This window comes from Paenibacillus liaoningensis, assembly GCF_059609455.1.
Map to the genome: position 1 here is coordinate 307388 of NZ_JCAALU010000009.1, position 21648 is coordinate 329035.

Sequence of the window (21648 nt, forward strand, 5' to 3'; positions counted from 1 at the left end):
GAGGCATGGCCTTCGATTCTTACGAAAGAAAGAGGGTACACCGCAATGAAGGTTACAACAACATGGACAGGCAAACGTGCATTTACATCTGTAGGGCCATCTGGCTACAGCGTTGGAATGGATGCAACCGCAGCATATGGCGGCGACGGACAAGGAGCTACACCGATGGAGCTGCTGCTGGCGGGCCTCGCGGGCTGCATCGGCATCGATATTACGATGATTATGGATGCGTTCCTCGGTTCAATCACCAGCATCGAGATTGATGCGGAAGGCACGCGCAAAGAGGAGATGCCGAAAGGCTTTACGGCTATCGATCTGATTTTCAAAGTAAACGGCGATGTGCCGGATTACCGGATTTGGAAAGCGATTGAGCTCGGCAAGGAAAAATATTGCGCCGTCTCGGATTCGCTGAAAGCGGACATTCGTTACCGATTAGTGCTCAACGGAGTAGAAATGACGCGGGGATAAGCTAATCTCAGCGAACACAAAAAAAGAGTCGTGATCCGATGCTGCCGTGGACGGTTCGGGTTACGGCTCTTTTCTTATACAGAGAGGCTATTTAGCTAGAGATGCAACGAAAATTCTCATGGAAATAAACAGGGATAGTGAGAGGATTAGGATCAATCCAAGCAGCAAACAGCATACTAAAAGCAGTGGGTTCATCATGACAAGGGCTTCTAAGGATAGCTTCCCAGAATTAATAAGAAACGCGCCTCCTGACGAGGATAGGATAACGATTAGCATCACAATAGAGCTGCCATTGGTTCCATTATAGTAAATGGAGGGGATCAGCAGGGACAGGTAAATAGACCCGATGGACAGCGCTGCGAATAAGGTCAGTATATGAACCGAAAAGGATAGATCGCTAAATAAGAAATAATAAAGTACATTAAACAATAATAGACCTAACAATACGGTGGTTATAATCGAAAAGCTCACAATATATCGGCTTCCAACGATTTGTTTCTTGGATAGCGGTGAAGCTGCAACAAAGGTGTGCCATCCCGCTTTCTCATCCTCTTGGAATACAGGTATGGCGAGAGTGCAGAAATAGATTGGGATAAATACGTTCAAAGCAATTACGCCAGTGGAGCCAAGTAAGTAAATGGCCAAAATAGCCAAAATACATAAAAGGATAAAGGGAATGATTTTCACTTTGCTTTTCAGCACCAATAAATCTTTAATTATTAAGCCTTTCAATGGAGTTCTCTCCTTTTATATATGATCTCATCATGTCTTCAAGGCTCCCATTCTGGGTGGCGTTTGAAATTTTTTCAGAAAAAACCACGTTTCCTTTGTGTAAAAAGATTAATTTATTCGCTATACGTTCAACATCCGAGAGGATGTGTGAGGATAGGAGGACGCTACTGTTATTTGCGGTGACATAGTCATTCAGAACATCTAAAATTTCAATCCTCATTATAGGGTCCAGCCCGCTTGTAGCTTCATCTAAAAGCAATAATTTAGGATGATGTGACAAGGCGACAGAAAAATTCAGCTTCACCTTCATTCCCTTGGAAAACTGATTTATTTTTGTGTTTACGGGTAAATGGAACATTTCCAAATAATTATAGTAAGCCTGTTGATTCCATTGCTCATAGATACTGGACATCACGTAGTTAAATTGTTTGGGTGTTAACAATCCATGTAAATAATTTTCATCGAAAACAACGCCCAGCCTATTTTTAATGTACGATTCATGACCTTCATAATTTTTTCCGAATACTAAGATTTCCCCTTTTTCGGGAGTCAGCAGATTAAGCAGCAATTTCATTAGCGTTGTTTTTCCTGCTCCATTTTCTCCAATCAAGCCCATGATATCCCCAGTCAGCAATTCCAGATTTACATTCTTTAAAGAGAAATCTGAATAGCTCTTGTTAAGCCCGTTCACCATTAGTATTTTTTCCAATCCCAGCCCTCCACATGTTGTACAATAAATTATTAAGTCAATTAATTTTCTGCTATAAGTCCTTATATGTAAGCTGAATTCTGGTCTGCTCAGTAGACTGGTAAGTTTATGACCACTCTTGCTTAAGGTAAGGACCTAATCCCTTTTTAGTTCCATTTTATTTATCCATTTACTGAGATGGTAATTATAATCAATTCGACAAACAGACCTGAAAATCCTTATTTTCAGACAAAGAAATCTCCCCTGAATAGAGGAGACCTAAATAGTAATCTTTTTCCTTGGCTGTTTTGGGAAGGTAGTACTGGTATAATGAATGACTTGATCTGATTGAAGCTGATACTTAGGAGTAGGTTAGGCCGTTTTCTAAAACTGCAACATCGATGATACCCGCGAATTGGCCCTGTTCATTCGTAATAACGATACAATCGCTGCGCAGCTCGGGGTGACGATCAATAGCTTTATTTTTCAATGAGGAGATGCTGCCCAGATTAAAGTCTGTGTCAGTGGATGAGGCGACGGTGGAGAGAAAGCGGGTATTCATGAGCTTGGTGATGTCCGTCTGGTAATAGCCAAGGAAGCTGCTAGATAATTGGAGAAAAAAACGGTCGCGCATTACGAGCCCAACAGGCTCTGCCAGCGAATTGCAGACAACTGCGCAAGGTGCTTCCGGGTAGCTGCGAAAAAGCTGGAGCGCTTCATAGCAGCTTTGGCTTGTACTGACCTGAGGGACGAACGAAGAAGAAGCAGAAGTATAGCCAGTCATGCGGATCACCTATCCTCTGTTTTAGTGGGGGGTGCACTTATAGAGTACGTTAGCAGGATTAACGCGGAGAGTGTTATTTATTAGCGGAATGTAAAGATTACAAGCCCTCGTCCACAGTCTTATTGCAAAAAAACGGCCACATCCTCATCGGATGCAGCCGCCCTCCTTCAATCTATACCCACCACATTTCGCCTAGTGGTTCTTTAATCAGCACTTGCTGCAGGTTTTGCACCGCTTTCGTGAAGCCTTCATCAACGGACATCAGGCCGTCCTCATGCTCAATGCTCACGACATAGTCGTAGCCGACTAGACGAAGCGCGCTAATAATATCTGCCCATACTTTCAGGTCATGCCCGAAGCCGACGGTGCGGAATTGCCAAGCGCGATCCAGCATCAGCGAATACGATTGCATATCCGTTACGCCGTGATGGTTGACGTTGATTGGATCAATCGTCGTATCCTTCGCGTGGAAATGGTGAATCGCGCCAGCGCGACCCAAAATTTGCACTGCTTGAACCGGATCAATCCCTTGCCACCACATGTGGCTCGGATCCAAGTTGGCGCCGATAACCGGGCCAACCGCTTCACGCAGGCGAAGCAGCGTTGCCGGGCTGTGAACGGAGAAGCCGCCGTGCAGCTCAAGTCCGATTTTCACACCATGCTCGACAGCAAGCGCTCCGATTTCAGTCCAATAAGGGATAACTTTGTGCTCCCACTGCCAAGCCAAAATTTCTTGAAAATCATTTGGCCAAGGTGCAACCGGCCAGTTCGGATATTTAGCATCCTCGTGGTCGCCTGGGCAGCCGGAAAATGTATTGACGACAGGAACGCCCAAACGTCCTGCGAGTTCGATCGTTTTGCGAATGGTCGCATCATCTGCAGCAGCAAGATGCTTCTGCGGGTGCAGCGGATTGCCGTGGCAGCTCAGGGCGCTGATAATCAGGCCGCGTGATTCTACCGCATGCTTAAACGCTTTCAACTTTTCCTCATCAGCAAGCAGGACATCAGGATCACAGTGGGCTGTGCCAGGGTAACCGCCAGTGCCGATTTCAATAGCATCCAGTCCTTTGGCAGCTATGTAATCGAGCGCTTCTTCAAATGACTTCTGTGCGAAAAGCACGCTGAATACTCCTAATTTCATGTGCAATCATTCCTCCTATTTATAAGAAAAGCTAATTCTCATTATACCATTGCCCGATTGCCGATATCTAATGAAAAGTGCAAATTTGACATAATCGCATATAAACAAAACAAAAGGTTACCAAAAGCCTTCTCGTTCGTACAAGTTATAGATAAGGCTTGACAGTTTTTTCTGAGCATAAGCTATAATTTTGAATAGAAACTGCCGAAAACTATGGAGAAGCCCAACAAGAGCGGGAGGAAGTAAGCGATGGCAAGTGTCATGTTAGTGGATGATGATCCAGATATACGCGAGCTTATGCACGCGCAGCTTAGCAGTGAGGGATTTCAGACGATTCAGGCAAGCCATGGCAAAGAGGCCATTCGGCTGCTGAGAAAGCAAAAAGCAGACTTAGTTGTGCTTGATGTCATGATGCCCGTCATGGATGGCTGGGAGCTATGTAAATTTGTAAAGGAAGAATACCCAAATATCCCTGTGCTGATGGTAACAGCAAAGCGTGAAATTAATCAGAAAATCAAAGCGTTTGGCCTGGGAACTGATGATTATATGGTGAAGCCTTTCGAGCCCTATGAGCTAGTGCTGCGTGTTCGGGCATTGTTGAAACGCTACCGAATTGAAGCGTCAATGCGGCTGCAGTTGGGCGATTTTGTGCTGGATCGGCATACGTTTGAGGTGATGCAGGGGCAGGCACGGGTGGCGCTGCCGCTGAAGGAATTTGAGCTGCTGTTCAAGCTGGCGGGCAACCCGGGTAAAATTTTCACGCGCAACGAGCTGATCAGCCAAATTTGGGGTCCGCAGTTTTTCGGCGATGAGCGGACAGTGGATGTACATATTAAGCGATTGCGCGAACGTTTTGCAGAAATGGATGCGCCGTTTACGATTGTAACTAAGCGTGGGCTTGGCTATAGGCTTGAAATGGTGGATGCATGCTAAGAACGTTATATGTCAGGGTTATTATTAGTTTTATAACGGCGGTGCTGGTCGGTCTGGTCAGCGCCTTCTTTATTACGATTACGCTGTTTAAGGACCAGGTGATCACGGAAGTGAAGAAGGAGGTTTTAGGATACGGACAATCTATCGCGACTATATATGAGCAATATGGCATAGACGAAGGGAAGCGGATTGTAACGATATTGCAGCCTACTCCGTCCTATACATTCATGGTTATGGATGAGAAGGGCTGGTTGAATGAGGAGGGGAAGCTATTTGCAGAATACGGTATTACTCCTGGAGACAGCATTTCAAAATCTGTCATAGGCGGCGAGCCGTTCGTGAATATTGGATTTGGCTTCACTGCAGGGAGTGGCCTTGTGCTCGGGATGCCATTTACATGGGATCATAAATCTTACGGACTGTTCGTGCACCAGCAGTCGAGCCAGGTGGCTATTTTCAACCAGATGCTGTTCGTAGCGCTTGCTGTTGTGCTTGGGGTAGGCGGCCTGTGTATTTTTGTGGCAGCCATCTATTTGGTGCGTCCGCTTAAGGAAATGAAGCAGGCGGTGGAACGAATGGCGAGTGGGCGTTTCGACATTCAGCTAAAGTCAGGCAAGCGTACGGATGAGCTAGGGCAGCTGGCACAAAGCTTTAGCGGCATGGCAAAGGAGATCCAGCAGATGGATGAACTGCGTGGGCAGTTTGTCAGCAGCGTCTCGCATGAAATCCAATCGCCGCTGACGTCAATTGCCGGATTTTCACGGATGCTTATGCTGGATGCGGTGGAGGATCCCGAGCAGAAGCAGCGTTATTTGCAAATTATTTATACAGAAAGCCAGCGTCTGTCGCGTCTTAGTGATAATTTGCTAAAACTGGCGGAACTGGATTCAGCCGTGCCTGCTTTTGATCCGGTGACCTACGATCTTGATGAGCAGCTGCGGCAAGTTATTGTCGCCTGCGAACCGCTGTGGTCGGAAAAGTCGCTTGAAATGATATTGGAGCTGCCCCATGTGAAAATTAATGCCGATGAGGATCAGCTGAGCCAGGTATGGATCAATGTCATCGGCAACGCGATCAAATTTGCTCCGGAAGGCGGTTATATTCGAATTGAGATGAGCCTTGATACAGACTCCGTTAAAGTATCCGTATCGGATAATGGCAGCGGGTTTCCTGACGAAGACGGCTATAGGTTGTTTGAACGATTTTATAAGGCAGACAAATCCCGCAGCAAAAAGCTGGGTGGCAGCGGTCTTGGCCTATCCATCGCCCAAAAAATCGTCAATTTGCATCAAGGCGTCATCCGTATTACGAACCGGGCGGAAGGCGGGGCACGCGTAGATGTGACGCTGCCGAGCATGGCAGCCAAGAAGCGGATTCCCTGACAGGCTGAAGGCGCCGCCCGCTTCCTCTCAGATGATGGGCTAACGATAAGATCATCCCTTGAACGCCTATCATTTCACTTCTGCGAAGGCGAACGCTGCAAAAAAAATGGTCGCTTGCATCATTTTTTTTGCATGGTTCACGTTATGTTCATACAGAAAGTTTAACGTTGAGGTATACACGCGAGTAGGAGGGGTTCTGGTTGAATGGTTTAATCCGCTTTTCGATGAATAAAGTGGCTGCAATGGTTATATTGATTGCCCTGCTTGTAGGAGGGGGGCTATACGCAACGGCGACTCTGAAAATGGAGACGATCCCCGATATCTCTTTTCCAGTTGTCATGATTCAAACGACATATCCGGCACCGCCAATGGATGTGATGGATGAGGTGACGAAGCCGATTGAGGATAAAATCGCGAACATACAAGGGCTGGATACACTCAGCTCCACGTCTAGCGATAATGTTTCCAGCATCGTTGTCCAGTTCAAGCAAGGCTACGATGTAAAGGAGAAAAAGACGGAGCTGGAAAGCATGCTGCAGGAAGTAGTGCTTCCGGGTGGCGCGAGTACGCCAAAAGTTCTGACCTTCGGCTTTTCCTCCCAGCCTGCTTATTACTTAACGCTTTATGCCGGGGAGGGCATGTCGCAAACCGAGCTTAACAAGCTTTATGAGGATAGCATCGAGCCATCGCTGGAAGGCGTTAATGGCATTGACCATGTCAATTCGATCGGGGTCAGTTCAACCTCGCTTGATATTTTACTGGATGCAGATGCTTTATCCGTCTTCAACTTGTCTGCGATAGAGGTTACGAATGCCATTCAATCTGCTCTGACGGATGGTGCAGTCGGTTCTGTAGAGCTGGACGGCAAATCGCAGATGGCGCGGGTGACTGGCGATTTGAACAGCATTTACGGCCTCCGCAATTTGGAGTTTGCGACGAGTACAGGCCAAACGGTGCTGCTTCAGGATTTGGGAGATGTCCAGGCTGTAAACGAATCAAAGTTTATTGCCCGCTTCAACGATCAGCCTGCGCTGGGCATTCGTCTCTACAAGATGAGCGAAGCCAATGCGGTTGATTTCTCCAATGAAGTCAACGCGGTGCTTACCGATTGGGAGACCAAGCAGCCAGCGATTACATTCCAAAAAATCTACGATGGCGCCGATGAGGTTAGAAAATCGATCAGCGGCATTTTGAAGGAAGGCTTAATCGGGGTTGCGCTTGCCTCGCTTATGATTCTGCTGTTCCTTCGCAATATTCGGATGACGATGATCGTTCTCGTCTCGATTCCGCTCTCGATTTTAATCACCTTGATTATGATGTCGAGCATGAATATTACGCTGAACATAATGACGCTTGGCGGCATGTTCATCGCCATTGGGCGAATTGTGGACGATAGTATCGTCGTCATTGAGAACATATACAGCAATCTGGAAAAAGCGCAGGAGCGCGGCGAATCCGTCATCATTATGGCGACCCGCCAAGTTTCCATGGCGATTACGTCCTCGACGCTCGTTACGGCAGGCGTGTTCCTGCCGCTCGCTGTCGTTGGCGGCATCGTTGGACAGATGTTCCGGCCGTTCGCGCTGACTGTATCTTGTGCCCTGCTTGCTTCACTGCTCGTGGCACTAACGGTCATTCCAATGATGACAAAGCTGCTCGTACTTCGCAGCCGCAAGCAGATTAAGCAGAATGAGCATGCGCATGACGGCAAAGTAACGCGTCTATATGAGCGTATTCTAGTATGGTGCTTGTCTAATCGGATCAAAACCTTGCTGATGTCGCTTGTTATGCTTATCGTGACAATGGCGATTACGATACCGAATTTGGCGGTTAACTTTCTGCCTTCTAGCGGTCCGGAGAAGCTTGTGTTCTTCCAGGTGAAATACCCATATGAAACGTCGCTGGAAAGCAATGACATGCAGTCACAAGAGATTGAGAAGATGCTGCTGGATGCCAAAGACAGCCAAGGCGGCAGCCTGTTCACCTTCGTGGAGTCCTTGGTCGGATATGCAGACAGTGACGATACCGTTCCTTATACAACCTCGCTTACCGCTGAGATCAGCGAAGCAGAGGATGCGACGCTAGTCTTGAACAACTATGTAGAAATAATTAAAAACCAGCTGCCCCAAGGCACAGAAGTAACGGGCCAGATGGCAAGCGGCGGTGGAGGCCTTAGCGGCGGAACCTTCTCTTATGTGCTGAAAGGTGACGATCAGCAGCTGCTTGAGCAGGGGGCTGCGCTCATCAAGGATAAAATGAAAGAGTTCCCTGAGCTTACCAAAATCACCGATACGCTTAGCGACGCCAAAACGGAAATCAGCATTTCCGTTTCCCAGACGAAGGCTAGAGAGCTTGGACTTAATCCTGCTGGGGTCAGAGATTCCGTACGGATGTGGCTTGCAGAGCAGCGTCTCGGAGATGTTCGCTTTGATAATGTTTTGTATTCCACGGTGGTTAAGCTTCGCGATGAAGATAAAGGCTCGCTTGAGAAGCTTGGCAGAATGCCGATTTTATCGCCAACGGCAGGCATCGTTTATTTGCAAGAGGTTGCTAAAGTAGAGGAAGTACAGGCTCCTGCTGCTTTGAGCCGGGAATCGCGCTCGCAAGTCGTGAAAATGTCGGCTACCATCGATGCAGCGAACCAGACCGAGGTCAGCACAAGAGTGGCGGCAGCGCTGGATGCGATTGAGCTTCCAACGGGTGTATCTACCGAGATACAAGGCGTGTCGGAAGACATCGCCGAAAGCTTCACGCAGCTGTTTATGGCTATGGCTGTATCTATCGCTATCGTTTATTTTATACTCGTTCTGTGCTTCGGCAATGCCAGCACGCCATTTGCAATTCTATTCTCGCTTCCGCTCGCCATTATTGGCGGTTTGCTCGGCCTGCTGGTTACGAATGAATCGATTAATATTACATCGCTCATCGGGTTTATGATGCTGATCGGCATCGTCGTGACCAACGCGATCGTATTGCTCGACCGAGCGCAGCAGCTGCGGCATGAAGGCTTCTCCGTCCGCCATGCACTGGTTGAAGCGGGCAGAGTCCGGTTGCGTCCGATTATTATGACGGCAGGCGCAACGATAGTAGCGATGATACCGCTGGCAATGGGCGCTGGTGAAGGCGTACTTATTTCTAAAGGACTTGCGGTCGTTGTTATCGGCGGCTTGATCACTTCTACACTGCTCACGCTTGTGGTTGTACCCGTCGTATATGAGATGCTTGAAGCGATTACGGGCAAACTGTTCCGCAAAGGGAAAGGCCAATCTGCACCAGTAGATTTCAATAAGCCTGCTAATTTGGAAGGTTAACCATTTAGCACATAAATGATTAAGAGGGTTAACAATATAGAGGGGAGCTGGAACATATGTTTTTTCGTTTGATCAAGCAGGAGCGGCGAAGCAAAGCCGCACTCGCAACCGTGTTTGCGGTGGCTTTAATGGCTGCCGGATGCTCGAGCGCGGCACCTGCTGCAGAGGAGACAGTAGTAGAGCAGCAAGTGACAGTCATTAAAACTGAGGCGGCAGCCAAGCACAGCATGGGAAATCCGCGCGAGCAGGTCGCTGAGGTAAGCGCCTCGGTACGTCTGGATATCCCGACAATGGCTTCTGGCAAAATCGCCCGCGTGCTGAAGAACAATGGCGACACGGTTAAAAAAGGAGAAGCCATCATTCGATTGGAGTCGAATCTCGCAGAGCTGGACCGCAAGCGCGCGGAAACCAGCTTGACGGCAGCAGAGCAATCATTGGTAAAGGCTAAGCAGGATATAGCTTCAAGCCGTTCCACTTTGCTGAATAATATTGCTAGCCTGGAGACGCAGTACATTCAAGCTAGTGCCGGTGACGATCAAAATTTGATTGATGCCGCACGCCGCAATCTGGAGTCGGCCAAGCAGCAGCTTTCCGATCTGGATAATGGCAGCTCGCTTTCCGGCTTGCAGTCCCAAATCGATGCGGCGAGATTAGCCGTCGAGCAGGCGGATATTCAGCTGGACAGCTATCAAATTACCGCTCCAGCGGACGGTACGATTACTGATTTTTCCGTGAGCGAGGGCATGACGATTAATGCAGGTACGGTAGTAGCTGTGGTGCAAAATGTGAAGCAAATCTCAATTAAAACCGAGCTGAGCGAACCAGCTGCCGAGCTTGCACGAGGCAAGAAAGAGCTCGTTTACTACAATGCCGATAACCCTTCGGTGAAGAAAAAGGCGAAAGTGGTCTACCTCGCTTCGGTACCTAATGCCAAAACGAGAATGTACGCGCTTGAGCTTACAACGGAAAATACGGATGGCTCGCTAAAACCAGGCGGACGCGTTCAAGTGGAGCTGACAACCGTTGCAGAGGAAGAGGTTATTGCCGTTCCTTCGCTGAGCATTGTGCGTGAAGGCAGCGAAACTTTCGTCATGCTGTCCAATGCGGGTACAGCCGAGAAGCGGGCAGTTAAACTGGGCCGCGTCAATGGCGTCTATCAGGAAGTATTGGAAGGATTGAAAGCAGGCGAGACCGTTGTCGTCTCCGGCCAGCATACGCTGAGCGACGGGCAGAAGATTGAGAACGAAGAGGCTGCGAAGCAGTCAGAGAGCAAGTAAATATTTTAATAAGCCGTAATTTAAAATAGTTATTCATCCCGTATTTGGAGTCTTGCTCCTCATAATGCGGGATGTTTTGCTATAAAAGCATATTGTTCAGGGGGATACAAAATGCGTATAAATATGTCAATCAAAATACTATTAAGTTTGATTATGATATTTTCCTCGGTGCCGGCACTAGGCATGGCGGAAGCTCCGGCAACGGAGAAACAAAGATTAAGGCATATGATTGATTTTGATTATTGGGTTTTTGGTGACTCGGTTAATTTAACAACTTATAAAATAAGCTACGATACAGGCTTGGTTAAACGTGCGGATTATAGGTTTACTGATGAATCTTTACTTCCGCAAGTAGGTGATGGGTATTTACACAACGGAATAGCCAGTGTTGTAGAGAATACTCCTTCAGGTCTTAAAGGTTATGGTTTGGTTGATTTGATAAATAAATCAAAGCAAAGGGTAGTAATCATTTATGAGTTTGATTATGCAATGCTTACTTTAAGGAAGATCAACGAGTTTTCATTGAAACAAGATCAAGAAGCTTATTTGAATTCAGGTATTGGTTTATACTCCATTAAGTCAAAAGGTTCGAATTCGAAATATTACTCATTAGCCGATAATCAACCTGTTTTTACGGGAGGAGTCATGATAGGAGGCTATCAGGTTGGGAATACCGACTATAGCGTGAATCCTCTTCCTGAAGGCAGAGATTATATGGTTTATTGTTCGGATTCGAAGCTTAATGATTGTCATCAAATACTATTTGGTGGGGAAAAGGGCAAGAAAATAAAAGTTATAGCAAATAAGGCCAAGTATCATGCTACTGAAAAAATACGTTCTCGTACATTTACAGCAGGAGATGCAAAAGTAACGCTGGAAGAAAATCGAAAGTTCAGCCCCCCTAAATGGAAAGTAACAGCCGTTAAAAACGGTCAAACTAACGTTTTCTTTGAAGGTTACGCATCCGATATTAAGGCATTCGCTTCGCCTCATGAAAAAAATCTGCTTTTAACGGTGGAAACCAACAAAGGAAAAAAGGTGGAGTCCTCAGTTGTTTATATGATTAGCCTGGATAAATTCCAATTGGTTAAAAAATATAAATCGCCTTATAACAAAGAAATGACGGGGGTAACTTGGGTTTCCGACAATCTATATGTTAGTGAATACAGTCTAGGTATAATTTCTGATTATCCAATGTACTTCACCAGTTTTTCAAGTCTTTCGAGTATAAAAGCTAAATATGATCCTTATTTAGATGAATTTATGTATTCGGGCTGGACAACTTTTAGTTATGACGATTTTTTCATAGTCGCTGTTCCTGTAGTAATTAAAGCAGGTAGTACTGTGCTTGAGTCGAAAGACCAAAATGCTTTTTATTTGAATGAGAAGTATTATGTCCCCTTGAAAGAGTTTTCCGAAGCCTTCCATATTGATTATTCTGTGGGCAAAGAAAATATAACCTTTTCTAGAAATGAACGTCGTGCATCACTCTTAATGAAGGATAGTGATGTAATTAAAAGAGGTAATAATATTTTTCTTCCATTAGGGACATGGAATGAATATCTTGGTTTAGTGGTGACTGAAACAAAAGGACCTTCTTATACCCAATTTTTAAATAAAATGAATATGGAGGTTACCCTAGTAGATAAAGAAATAGAAAAAGGCGATGGTATGAGTGAAGATGTAAATCTTATTGAAGAGAACGTCCGTATGCTGAAGCGTGACTATCCTGAAGCTCCCTTTGAAGAATCAGATGAAGTGGAAATTAGTCGTTATAGAGCTAAAGTAACGTTAGAGCATAATAAACGATTAAACATTGAGGGCTACAATTTTCATTATAAGGATCAAATAATAATGATTGAAGTATATACTACTGACTTGAAAAAGCTTCTCGCGAAAATTCCTGTAGATGTGGGTTGGGGAAAAATTGATATGCATATACCGGCTCAGTTTATTGAAGATAGTGCTACGATTGTCATACCGTATAAAGAGAATCAATATGAAGCCAAAACCGTTCACTATCAACCATTCGATAAGGAAGTATTCTAAAAAGCATCGTTTCTTAAAAAAATCATAAAATAGCGCTTTTGCAGCATTTTGCTTATGATTCTATTATTTTGTCAACAATGTATGGTGGAATAGCTGGCGGCGGTTTGTTACACTAGTAGCAACAGATTGCTAACTATTGAGGAGAATGTGCGGTACTATGAAAGCAAATATAACGCGTCAAGATGTAGAGTTGCTTGCTCCGGCAGGCGACTGGGAATGTATGCGGGCGGCGGTTGCGAACGGTGCGGATGCTGTCTTTTTTGGTGTGGAAAAATTCAATGCGCGTGCGAGAGCGAATAATTTCCGCAGCGAGGAGCTGCCTGAGATTATGGCCTTTTTGCACAGCTATGGCGTGCAGGGCTTTTTGACTTTTAATATTCTAGTGTTTGAGGACGAGCTTCGCGATGCTCAGACGCTCATTGAAATGTGTATAGATGCAGGTGTGGATGCGGTTATCGTGCAGGATTTGGGACTAGTGAAGCTCATTCGCGAGCTTTCCCCGGATTTTCCGATTCATGGCTCGACGCAGATGACGATTACTTCTCCGGAAGCGGTGGAATTTACGAAGCCGTTTAATATGGAGCGCGTCGTTCTCGGCCGCGAAAATAACTTAAAGCAAATCAAAACGATCGGCGAACAAGCGAAGCTTCCGATGGAAGTATTCGTGCATGGCGCATTATGCGTATCGTATTCCGGTCAGTGTCTAACGTCGGAAATGTGGGGCGGACGCTCGGCGAACCGCGGCGAATGCGCGCAGGCGTGCCGTCTGCCTTATGATCTGATGGTCGATGGCAAGCATCAGCCGATGGGCGATATTTCGTATTTGCTGTCACCGAAGGATTTGGCGGCGATCGATCTCGTGCCTGAGCTGATTGAAGCAGGCGTCGTTTCCTTCAAAATCGAAGGACGTCTCAAAAGCCCGGAATACGTAGCCAATGTGGTCAGCAAATACCGCAAGGCGATTGATAAATATTTTGACGGCGACCTGTCCAAGCCATCGGTAGAGGAAGTTCGCGAATTGCAGCAAAGCTTCTCGCGCGGCTTCACACATGGCTTCCTGTCGGGCACGAACAATAAAATGCTCGTCGAAGGCACGTTCCCAAAAAGCCGGGGTGTCTTCATTGGCCGTGTCGAGCGGATTCTCCGCGATGCGGTAACGGTGCGTCTGGAAGCTCCGCTTAAGCGTGGCGATGGCATCGTCTTCGACGCTGGCGATCCGACGAAGAAGGAAGAGGGCGGCCGCGTCTACGACATTCGCCGCCAAGGCGTGAAGATTGAAGGCGAAGCGCAGGAAGGCACGCTGCTGGAGCTCGTTCCAGGGCGCAGCGATGTTGATTTGCGCAAGGTGCATGTGGGCGACCGCGTCTGGAAGACGAATGACCCGGCGCTGGATAAGCGTCTGCGTGCGACCTATGAGACGGAAAAGCCCTACCGCGTTTTCCCGCTTCATGTTTCGGTAACAGGCAAGCTTGGCGAGCCGCTGCGGACGATATGGACAGATATGCAAAAAGGAACGACGGTAGAAGTAGTATCCGAACTGATGCTGGAGCAGGCGCAAAAGCGTCCGATGGATGCCGAGCTGCTTAATGATCAACTGGGCCGTCTAGGCGGAACGGTTTATCAGCTCGATCATTTGGAAGTTCTGCTTGAGGGCGAACTTATTGTGCCCGTGCGCGAGCTTAACCGGATGCGCCGCGAAGCGGTGGAGCATTTGGCTGGAGAACGTCCGAAGCCGCCCGTCTATGTGAAAAATAACATCGACCCGCTGGCCTATACCGCGGATCAAGAAGCTGTTCCAGCAGCTGTCTCCGGCTATTCGCACGAAGGCGATCTTGCGCCGCGCCTGACGGCTCTATGCCGCGGCTTGCCGCAAGTCGAAGCGGCAATCGCCGCCGATGTCGATATGATTTATGCTGATTTTGAATTTATTAAGCAGTTTCCGGCAGCTGTAGAGCTGGCGCGTGCGGCTGGCAAGCCGATCGCCCTGGCAACCCCGCGCATTCATATGCCGGGTGAAAACGGCTACCATGCTAACATTTTGAAGCTTAAGCCAGATGCTGTGCTTGTCCGTAATACGGGTGCGCTTTATTATTATTTGCGCGCTAAGGCCGAAAACCCAGATCAGCCATTCCCTAAGCTGATTGGCGACTTCTCGCTTAATGTGGCTAATCACAAGACAGTGAAGCTTTTTGAAGAAGTTGGCCTCGATATGATTACGCCGTCTTACGACCTGAACATTCAGCAAATGATGGACATGCTGAACAAGGCTAATACAGCGAAGCTGGAAGTCGTAATCCAGCAGCATTTGCCAATGTTCCATACGGAGCACTGCGTCTATTGCACCTTCATGAGTGAAGGCACCAACTTCACGAACTGTGGACGCCCATGTGAAGATTCGCGCGCTTCCTTGCAGGATCGTATTGGCATGTCCCATCCGGTTCGCGTAGACGAAGGCTGCCGCAATACGGTGTACAATGCGATTGAGCAATCAGGCGCTGAATATATTAAGCAATTTTTGGAGCTGGGCATTCCATCGTTCCGCGTCGAGTTTTTGGAAGAAACGCCGGAGCGGGTGACGGAAGTATTGTCCCTTTACCGCGATGCGCTCGATGGCCGTATTACGGGCACTAAAGTATGGCGTACGCTGAAAGCAACGAACCAAATCGGCGTAACGCGCGGACAATTGGTGAAGTAAGAAAGCAGCAAGAGGGGGGAGCCGGCATTGCGGGAAACGCAGTGCCGGCTCTTTTTTGAAGGAGATGACCAGATCACTCTCAAGGGCGAATTTTGAGCTTATCGAAGTTGTTTGACACCGCCATGCGGCTCGCTTAGCATAGGAAGAAGCAGGCTGCAATTTAGAGCCGTATTTACTGAAATAACTGAAGCGCTCATAACGACAAGAGACTGCGACGAAAGAAAGTACCGCTAATTTGTTGGCAAAACTCCCAAAACCGTGGAGATTTTGTCAACAAAAGCGGTACTAATTTCCTCGTAGCTCCTAAGTGAGTCGCATAACGGATAGGGATAAGCGGGGTAATGTTGAGGATGGACGTACAATGGTATGCAGGTTGGAGACATGTATTTAAGCTGGACCCGGAGCGCAGCATCTCGGATGAGGAGCTGGATGCAATTTGCATGTCGGGTACAGACGCTGTATTAGTAGGAGGCTCTAGTGGCGTAACATTTGAAAATACAGTAGATTTAATGGCGCGCATTCGCCGTTATGCGGTAGATTGCGCGCTGGAGGTATCGACGATGGATGCGGCGGTTCCCGGCTTTGATGGCTATTTCGTGCCGCTCGTATTGAACACGAGCCAGGCAGAGTGGATTAATGGCCGCCAGACAGAAGGGCTGCAAGCATTCGGCTCTTTCATTCCTTGGGAGGAAACGGCGGCGCAAGGTTATATTATATTGAATGAAGAAGCGACCGCGGCCAAGCTGACAGGCGCGAATGCCGACTTGGACGAGGAGCAGCTGCTTGCGCATGTGCAAATGGCAGACCGGCTCATGCGCCTACCCGTCATTTATATCGAATACAGCGGACGTTACGGCGACATGGCACTCGTTCACAAAGCGTATGATACGATCGCGCAGGCCCAGCTATTTTATGGTGGGGGCATCGACAGCGCAGAGAAGGCGAGCGAGGCGGCATCGGCTTGCGATACCGTCGTCGTCGGCAATATTATTTATGCAGATTTGGAGGCAGCACTGGCTACTGTGCCTGCCGTTCACAACACGATTCGCAAGCATACAAGAAACGAAGCCTAGCTTTTATAAAAACAACCGTCTATTTAGGGATTTATTTGCATCGGTAAATTGACACTTCACGGCCCGTTGTCTACACTGTTGATAGGCGAACAAATGCGAACAAAGGAGAACGACCATGTTTAATTTTATAAGCATCGACGAGGCGGTACAGAAGCTTAACCCACCGCAGCGCGAAGCGGTAAAAGCAACCGATGGGCCGCTATTGATTATGGCGGGAGCGGGCAGCGGCAAAACCCGCGTATTAACCCATCGGATAGCTTATTTAATTGAGAAGAAGCGCGTAGCGCCTTGGAGCATTTTGGCGATTACCTTTACGAATAAGGCATCGCGTGAAATGCGTGACAGAGTTAGCGCACTGATTGGCCCGTCGGGCAACGATATTTGGGTATCAACGTTCCACTCGATGTGCGTGCGGATTTTGCGCAAGGACATTGACCGGATTGGCTTTACTTCGAATTTTACGATTTTGGATTCAGGCGATCAGCTGTCGGTTATTCGCAATTGCATGAAGGATCTGAATATCGACACGAAGAAATTCGAGCCGAAGGCTGTTCAAGCGTCCATTAGCGCCGCGAAGAATGAGCTGCTAACGCCGGAGCGGTATGAGCAGAAGGCGGGGGACTATTTTCAGGATATCGTCATTAAGGTGTATAAGTCCTATCAGAAGCGGCTCAAAAGCAACAACTCGCTCGATTTCGACGATTTGATTATGAAGACGATTCAACTGTTCCAGGAAGTGCCGGAGGTGCTGGATTTTTACCAGAACAAATTCCGTTACCTCCATGTCGATGAGTATCAGGATACGAACCGTGCGCAATATATGCTGTGCCGCATGCTCGCAGACAAGCATCACAATATTTGCGTCGTCGGCGATAGCGACCAGTCGATTTACCGTTGGCGCGGAGCGGACATTACGAATATTTTGAATTTCGAGGGCGATTATCCCGAAGCGCAGACGATTATGCTGGAGCAGAACTATCGTTCTACGGCCAATATTTTGAATGCGGCGAATGCGGTCATCAGCCTCAACACCGGACGCAAGCCGAAGAACCTTTGGACCGACCAAGGTGCCGGAGACGAAATTACGGTGTATCAGGCGGATTCTGAGCATGACGAGGGTTATTTTGTAACAGGCGAAATTCGCAAAAATAAAAATAGCGGACGCAAATTTGCAGATCACGCCATTTTGTATCGGACCAACGCTCAGTCGCGGGTCATAGAGGAAATTTTGATCAAGTCGGATATTCCTTATCAAATCGTTGGCGGCATCAAGTTCTACGATCGCAAAGAGATTAAAGATTTGCTCGCTTATTTGCGGCTGATTTCCAACCCGGATGACGATATTAGCCTTGCACGCGTCATTAATGTGCCGAAGCGCGGCATTGGCGATACGACGGTAGGCAAGCTGGCCGAGGAGGCAGCGCGGAGCGGCACTTCGATTTTCAACGTTTTGGGCAATTTACAGGGGCTGGATATCAATGCCCGTACGCAAGCGCTGCTTGGAGAGTTCTATATAATGATCAGCAACCTTGCCGGCATGGTTGAATATTTGTCGGTGACGGAGCTGACGGAGAAGGTGCTGGAGATGACCCAGTACAAGCTGGAGCTTCAGCGCGAGAAAACATTGGAATCGACGGCACGGGTCGAAAATATTGACGAGTTCCTGTCCGTTACGATGGACTTTGAGAATCGCAACGAAGACAAGACGCTCGTATCCTTCCTGACCGATCTCGCTCTCATTGCGGATATTGATTCCATGGATAAACAGGATGAGCAGGGCAATGCTGCCCCAAGTGACGCTGTTGTACTGATGACGATGCATAGCGCCAAAGGCTTGGAGTTCCCAGTTGTCTTTATTATTGGCATGGAGGAGAGCATCTTCCCGCACAGCCGCGCCTTAAGCGACAATGATGAGCTGGAGGAGGAGCGCCGACTTGCCTATGTAGGCATAACCCGGGCAGAGAAGCAGCTGTTTATGACTTCGGCCCGGATGCGCACCTTATTCGGACGGACCGCATCGAATATGCCTTCACGCTTTCTGGATGAAGTGCCGAGCGAGCTCAAAAAGGATGCTTCCGCTTCGGGCGGTTTTGGCCGCAGTGGAGGAGGCAGCAGGTACGGCGCTGGAAGCTCGACTGGCTTCGGCTCAGGCGGACGTACGGCTCCTTCGCGTCCGGCGGCAAATGGCGGGCTTGGCTCTGGCGGCCGATCTCTTGGCACGAGCACAAGCAGCGGCGTTCGAGTAAGCACGCCGCAAGCAGCCGGTGCAGGTGCAGCGGGCGCAGCTGGTGATGCAGGCGCGAAGCAGTTCGCTGCCGGCGACCGGGTAGCCCACGGCAAATGGGGCGAAGGCGTTATCGTTTCCGTGAAAGGAACAGGCAATGATATGGAGCTTCAGATCGCTTTTCCCGCTCCGACAGGGGTGAAACGCCTGCTTGCAGGCTTTGCGCCAATAACGAAAGTTTAGCTCATTATTGAAAGGGGACATTTGCTGTGGAAATGAACCAAGCGGAAACAGCTGCAGCTTCGCCTGCCCAAACCGAACGAATGATTACGCTAATTGATGAAATTACCGCACATAACTACCAGTATTACACGCTGGATCAGCCGTCCATTGACGATGCTGATTATGACAAGCTTTATGATGAGCTGGTCGCATTGGAGAAGGAGACGGGAACCGTGCTTCCTGATTCGCCAACGCAGCGTGTTGGGGGAGAACTGCTTAAGGGCTTTGAGCCGCATCGTCACCGGGCCAAGCTGTGGAGCTTGGACAAGGCGCAAAACATTGAAGGGCTGCATGCCTGGAACCAGCGGATGCTGCGGGCGGTAAACGATTATAATACGAAAAATCCAGATGTTGATCCGCTCCCAGACCCAAGCTATGTTATTGAGCTGAAGTTCGATGGATTGACGCTGAACTTGACCTATGAGGATGGACAACTGATTCAGGCGGCTACGCGGGGCAATGGAGCGATAGGCGAAGGGATTCTGGCACAGGTGAAGACGATTCGTTCTGTCCCGCTCACGATTCCTTATCGGGAGGGTTTGATTGAGGTGCAAGGCGAGGGTATTATGCAGCTGTCGGTGCTGGAGAAGTACAATCAGACGGCTGCTGAGCCGCTCAAAAACGCGCGCAATGCAGCTGCTGGCGCCCTGCGCAACTTAAATCCGAAGACGACGGCTGAGCGGAAGCTGAGCGCTTTTTTCTACAATATAGGCTATTCGGAAGAGCTGGCATTCACCACCCATCAGGAAATGCAGCAGTTTTTGCGGGACAACCGGTTTAAAGTAAATCCGTATGCAGTCTACTTTGATACGATTGAAGAGGTGGCGGCGGAACTGGAGCGTTTGGCAGAGGGCCGTACCGATCTCGATTATTTAATAGATGGAGCTGTGGTCAAGCTCACGGATATCCGCACTCGTGAAGCGCTCGGCTATACAGACAAGTTTCCGCGCTGGGCGGTTGCATTTAAGTTCGAAGCGGAAGAAGCGGCAACTATATTGCAATCCGTTTCTTGGGAAGTTGGCCGTACTGGCAAAATAACGCCTGTCGCACGCGTCGAAGCCGTTGAGCTTGCCGGAGTGACGGTGCAAAACTGCACGCTCAACAATATAGGCGATATTGAACGGAAAAATCTTAAGTTTGCGCTTGGTACGTTCGTAACCATTCGCCGCTCCAACGATGTCATACCGGAAATACTCGGCAAAACCGATGAAATAGATGGCCAGGAAATCGTCTTTCCAGAGCAGTGTCCTTCTTGTGGCACGGAGCTTGAGCAGCGCGGCGCGCATTTGTTTTGCAACAACCGCTTAGGCTGTGGTCCGCAAATGATCGGTCGTATTACGCATTTTGCCTCGCGCGATGCGATGGATATTGATACATTCAGCGTTATGACGGCTGAACAGCTGTTTACAGAGTGCAAGGTGCATGACCCTGCTGATCTGTATGCGCTGGAGTATGACGATCTGATTAAGCTTGAACGGTTCGGCGAGCGGAAGGCGCGCAAGCTGCTTGATGCGTTCGAGAAGTCCAAGAGCAGGGATTTGACGGCATTTCTATATGCGCTCGGCATTCCGAATACAGGGAAGTCCACCACGCGGACGCTAGCAGATCATTATGGCAGCCTGGATGCTGTTATGGCCGCTTCGGCGGAAGAGCTGGTGGAGCTGCCTGATATCGGAGGTATTGTAGCGGAGAGTATTGTAAGCTTCTTTGCCGATCCGGTAATGGCTGACAGCATCGCCCGTATGCGGGCTGCAGGTGTAAGCGCGGAAGCGGAGCATAAAGCCGTTGTACGGGAAGATAGTGTATTCAGCGGCAAAACGGTGGTCATTACAGGGACATTATCCGGCATGAGCCGCGACGAAGCTGCAAAGAAGCTCGAAGCATGCGGAGCGAAAGTATCCGGCAGCGTGTCGAAGAAGACGGATTATGTCATTGCGGGCGAAAATGCAGGCAGCAAGCTCACGAAAGCGAAGGAGCTCGGTGTTACCGTTATTGAAGATGAAGCCGAATTGCAGCGTTTATTAGAAGGAAACGAAGCGTAATAGACCGAAAAGTGCCGCCACGCCTGGGTTTTGGGACGTGCGCGGCGCTTTTTATCGTTATAAGGGCTAAGGATTTAAAGGTGGATTAATAAAAAATGAAAAGTTTTTTGCGAAAGTAGTTGCATTTCGAAAATGGACATGGTATATTACTTCTTGTCGCTTCGGAGACATCGCGTTACACAGCAGAAATATTGAGAAATAAACAATAAAATAAGCTGTTGACACTGTCGAAGAATGGTGATAACATATACAACTGTCACTACAAAATGTGACAAACAAGTTCCTTGAAAACTGAACAAATGGATCACGTCAAAATCCAAACAATGTTTTAAATAGCTAGTTAAGTAATGAGCAAGTCAAACAACACCTAAATGGAGAGTTTGATCCTGGCTCAGGACGAACGCTGGCGGCGTGCCTAATACATGCAAGTCGAGCGGACTTGATGGAGTGCTTGCGCTCCTGATAGTTAGCGGCGGACGGGTGAGTAACACGTAGGTAACCTGCCCGTAAGACTGGGATAACATTCGGAAACGAATGCTAATACCGGATACACAACTTGGTCGCATG

14 protein-coding genes and 1 rRNA gene are annotated in these 21648 nt (G+C 48.3%); 11 read left to right on the forward strand and 4 right to left on the reverse strand.

The window, feature by feature from the left end; genetic code table 11:
- Positions 1-45: 45 nt before the first annotated feature.
- On the forward strand, positions 46-468 hold the full coding sequence (locus AC6B99_RS15760; RefSeq protein ID WP_046229750.1) for an OsmC family protein: 423 nt from the start codon (positions 46-48) through the stop codon (positions 466-468).
- Positions 469-555: 87 nt separating this feature from the next.
- Here AC6B99_RS15760 and AC6B99_RS15765 read toward each other — a convergent pair whose 3' ends face one another.
- From AC6B99_RS15765 to AC6B99_RS15780, 4 genes are all read right to left on the reverse strand, one after another.
- On the reverse strand, positions 556-1200 hold the full coding sequence (locus tag AC6B99_RS15765; RefSeq protein ID WP_496663703.1) for an ABC-2 transporter permease: 645 nt from the start codon (positions 1198-1200) through the stop codon (positions 556-558).
- Positions 1181-1909 (reverse strand): ABC transporter ATP-binding protein, encoded by a 729-nt coding sequence (locus tag AC6B99_RS15770; RefSeq protein ID WP_496663704.1) that lies wholly within the window; start codon positions 1907-1909, stop codon positions 1181-1183. Before AC6B99_RS15770 ends, AC6B99_RS15765 begins: the two co-directional genes overlap by 20 nt.
- A 340-nt stretch (positions 1910-2249) precedes the next feature.
- Positions 2250-2672 carry a CBS domain-containing protein gene (locus AC6B99_RS15775; RefSeq protein WP_056036988.1) on the reverse strand — a complete coding sequence of 141 codons (423 nt, stop codon included), beginning with the start codon at positions 2670-2672 and terminating at the stop codon, positions 2250-2252.
- Positions 2673-2844: 172 nt separating this feature from the next.
- Complete coding sequence (locus AC6B99_RS15780; protein ID WP_056036991.1) at positions 2845-3813, reverse strand: sugar phosphate isomerase/epimerase family protein; 969 nt, start codon at positions 3811-3813, stop codon at positions 2845-2847.
- Between the two features lie 249 nt (positions 3814-4062).
- On the opposite strand from AC6B99_RS15780, the gene AC6B99_RS15785 reads away from it, so the two are divergent.
- From AC6B99_RS15785 to AC6B99_RS15830, 10 genes are all read left to right on the forward strand, one after another.
- The gene (locus tag AC6B99_RS15785) at positions 4063-4746 is read left to right on the forward strand and encodes a response regulator transcription factor (RefSeq protein ID WP_056036993.1); all 684 of its coding nucleotides are present in this window, start codon (positions 4063-4065) and stop codon (positions 4744-4746) included.
- Positions 4740-6128 (forward strand): HAMP domain-containing sensor histidine kinase, encoded by a 1389-nt coding sequence (locus AC6B99_RS15790; protein ID WP_496663705.1) that lies wholly within the window; start codon positions 4740-4742, stop codon positions 6126-6128. The genes AC6B99_RS15785 and AC6B99_RS15790 overlap by 7 nt, the downstream gene beginning before the upstream one ends.
- Positions 6129-6328: 200 nt before the next feature.
- Positions 6329-9439 (forward strand): efflux RND transporter permease subunit, encoded by a 3111-nt coding sequence (locus tag AC6B99_RS15795; protein ID WP_494882247.1) that lies wholly within the window; start codon positions 6329-6331, stop codon positions 9437-9439.
- A gap of 56 nt (positions 9440-9495) precedes the next feature.
- On the forward strand, positions 9496-10716 hold the full coding sequence (locus AC6B99_RS15800; protein ID WP_494882245.1) for an efflux RND transporter periplasmic adaptor subunit: 1221 nt from the start codon (positions 9496-9498) through the stop codon (positions 10714-10716).
- A gap of 111 nt (positions 10717-10827) precedes the next feature.
- The gene (locus tag AC6B99_RS15805) at positions 10828-12765 is read left to right on the forward strand and encodes a hypothetical protein (RefSeq protein ID WP_494882243.1); all 1938 of its coding nucleotides are present in this window, start codon (positions 10828-10830) and stop codon (positions 12763-12765) included.
- A gap of 157 nt (positions 12766-12922) precedes the next feature.
- Positions 12923-15460 carry a U32 family peptidase gene (locus AC6B99_RS15810; protein ID WP_494882241.1) on the forward strand — a complete coding sequence of 846 codons (2538 nt, stop codon included), beginning with the start codon at positions 12923-12925 and terminating at the stop codon, positions 15458-15460.
- A gap of 350 nt (positions 15461-15810) precedes the next feature.
- Entirely contained in the window at positions 15811-16533 is a 723-nt protein-coding gene (gene pcrB / locus AC6B99_RS15815) for a heptaprenylglyceryl phosphate synthase (RefSeq protein WP_099518277.1), read from the forward strand.
- 115 nt (positions 16534-16648) lie between these two features.
- Positions 16649-19000: a DNA helicase PcrA gene (pcrA, locus tag AC6B99_RS15820; RefSeq protein ID WP_494882239.1), complete on the forward strand. Its 2352-nt coding sequence runs from the start codon at positions 16649-16651 to the stop codon at positions 18998-19000.
- A 32-nt stretch (positions 19001-19032) separates the two neighbouring features.
- Positions 19033-21081 carry an NAD-dependent DNA ligase LigA gene (ligA, locus tag AC6B99_RS15825; protein WP_494861506.1) on the forward strand — a complete coding sequence of 683 codons (2049 nt, stop codon included), beginning with the start codon at positions 19033-19035 and terminating at the stop codon, positions 21079-21081.
- A gap of 368 nt (positions 21082-21449) precedes the next feature.
- Positions 21450-21648: ribosomal RNA gene (locus AC6B99_RS15830) — 16S ribosomal RNA — on the forward strand; the annotation flags it as partial.

Bases quoted from the DNA above. Each gene is read 5' to 3' on its own strand.
- AC6B99_RS15805 (WP_494882243.1), top strand. From the start codon at position 10,828: ATGCGTATAAATATGTCAATCAAAATACTATTAAGTTTGATTATGATA.
- ligA (WP_494861506.1), top strand. From the start codon at position 19,033: ATGAACCAAGCGGAAACAGCTGCAGCTTCGCCTGCCCAAACCGAACGA.
- pcrB (WP_099518277.1), top strand. From the start codon at position 15,811: ATGGACGTACAATGGTATGCAGGTTGGAGACATGTATTTAAGCTGGAC.
- AC6B99_RS15810 (WP_494882241.1), top strand. From the start codon at position 12,923: ATGAAAGCAAATATAACGCGTCAAGATGTAGAGTTGCTTGCTCCGGCA.
- AC6B99_RS15775 (WP_056036988.1), bottom strand. From the start codon at position 2,672: ATGACTGGCTATACTTCTGCTTCTTCTTCGTTCGTCCCTCAGGTCAGT.
- AC6B99_RS15800 (WP_494882245.1), top strand. From the start codon at position 9,496: ATGTTTTTTCGTTTGATCAAGCAGGAGCGGCGAAGCAAAGCCGCACTC.
- AC6B99_RS15785 (WP_056036993.1), top strand. From the start codon at position 4,063: ATGGCAAGTGTCATGTTAGTGGATGATGATCCAGATATACGCGAGCTT.
- AC6B99_RS15780 (WP_056036991.1), bottom strand. From the start codon at position 3,813: ATGAAATTAGGAGTATTCAGCGTGCTTTTCGCACAGAAGTCATTTGAA.
- pcrA (WP_494882239.1), top strand. From the start codon at position 16,649: ATGTTTAATTTTATAAGCATCGACGAGGCGGTACAGAAGCTTAACCCA.
- AC6B99_RS15760 (WP_046229750.1), top strand. From the start codon at position 46: ATGAAGGTTACAACAACATGGACAGGCAAACGTGCATTTACATCTGTA.
- AC6B99_RS15790 (WP_496663705.1), top strand. From the start codon at position 4,740: ATGCTAAGAACGTTATATGTCAGGGTTATTATTAGTTTTATAACGGCG.